This is a genomic window from Blautia sp. SF-50, from assembly GCF_900101315.1.
Classification (GTDB): Bacteria; Bacillota; Clostridia; order Lachnospirales; family Lachnospiraceae; genus Blautia_A; species Blautia_A fusiformis.
On record NZ_FMUW01000076.1, the window covers coordinates 1 to 1260 of the forward strand.

The 1260-nt window shown below is 27.5% G+C and carries 2 protein-coding genes; both read left to right on the forward strand.

Going from position 1 to position 1260, the window contains the following annotated elements; all coding sequences use genetic code 11:
- Positions 1-314 precede the first annotated feature (314 nt).
- The gene (locus BLP57_RS17525) at positions 315-494 is read left to right on the forward strand and encodes a cyclic lactone autoinducer peptide (protein ID WP_092073637.1); all 180 of its coding nucleotides are present in this window, start codon (positions 315-317) and stop codon (positions 492-494) included.
- Positions 495-496: 2 nt separating this feature from the next.
- A complete protein-coding gene (locus tag BLP57_RS18935; protein WP_092073640.1) occupies positions 497-1090 on the forward strand; it encodes an accessory gene regulator B family protein in 594 nt (197 codons plus the stop codon).
- Positions 1091-1260: the final 170 nt, after the last annotated feature.

Here is a 1260-nt window from a genome sequence, read left to right on the forward strand (position 1 = left end):
GTGTTACAAGGGTAGTGGAAAAATATAATGGTACAATAGAATTTTGGGATCTAGATGACTCCTTTGAAGTAAGTGCTATTCTTTATGGGATTTTATCTGCTGAAATCTCTTGTTCATAGGAAGGTTATTGTTCCATTTCCCTCCAATTCTTAATTTCTTTTTGGTATACCTACATCCTGTTAGATTAGATAATTTCTCTTAGTTTACTCCTAAGTACAATTTATTACATATAATATACCTTTTATTACAGTTTCATGGGCAATTGCCATTCCTATGCTATAATTATCTAAAAATAAAAAGGAAGGTTATAAAATATGTTAAAAAAGATCAAACTTATCAAAAAAAATGCGAATGTCAGATTACTATCTTCAATAGCTAGTTTTGCACTGCTAATCACAACAATTGCTTCTAATCAGCGTTGTTGGTATGTAATGTATGAAGATTCACTACCTAAAGGTCACGAAAAGTTAAAAAAATCCCATTTTTATTTTTAACCATGTGTTCTATTAATAAGTATTTGACAGAAAAAATGATTGATTATCATATTATTGAACCTGAGGATATCGAAATATATACTTATGGATTAACAAATGGCTTTATAATAATTGTAAATATATTTACTACCTTATTATTTGCTTATTTCATTAAAAAAATAGATATTGCCATAATAATGTTATTATCCTTTATTCCACTAAGATCATTTAGCGGAGGTATACATTGCAAAACTAAAACAACTTGTTATATGATTTCTAATATAATAATTATTTTTTTACTTATGGTTCAAAATTATTTTTTGAAATTTCCGCTAATTCTTTTATACATCACATTAATAAGTGGAATATACATTTTTTTTAATAAAATATCCAATAGTGATAATCGCTCTCTTAATAATCAAGAAATTCTATATTACGGCAAGGTCAAAAAAAGCATTCTTATCATTCTACTTTTCATAATTGCTGTATTATTGTTGTTACATAAGATTAAGTATGCAATGGTTATAATGTGTTCAATAATTCTAGTAGCGTTTCTTCTTATTTTAGACGAAGCAAAAAAATTTTTTCATTTTTATAAAAGATTACATAGGATATAGATATTTCAATTTTGGAATACACTATATCCTTCTTTTAATAAGCGCAAAATAATTCAACGGATTGCGTCGTCCTAAAGTAAACGCAAAATAGCGAGTACCTTGACATTTTTAGGCGGCTGCTTTGCAGCCACCAATATTTAAGCTTTGCGGATTCCTGCCGGAAGTTTTTC

Coding starts and splice junctions, on each gene's coding strand:
- BLP57_RS17525 (WP_092073637.1), top strand. CDS start 315: ATGTTAAAAAAGATCAAACTTATCAAAAAAAATGCGAATGTCAGATTA.
- BLP57_RS18935 (WP_092073640.1), top strand. CDS start 497: ATGTGTTCTATTAATAAGTATTTGACAGAAAAAATGATTGATTATCAT.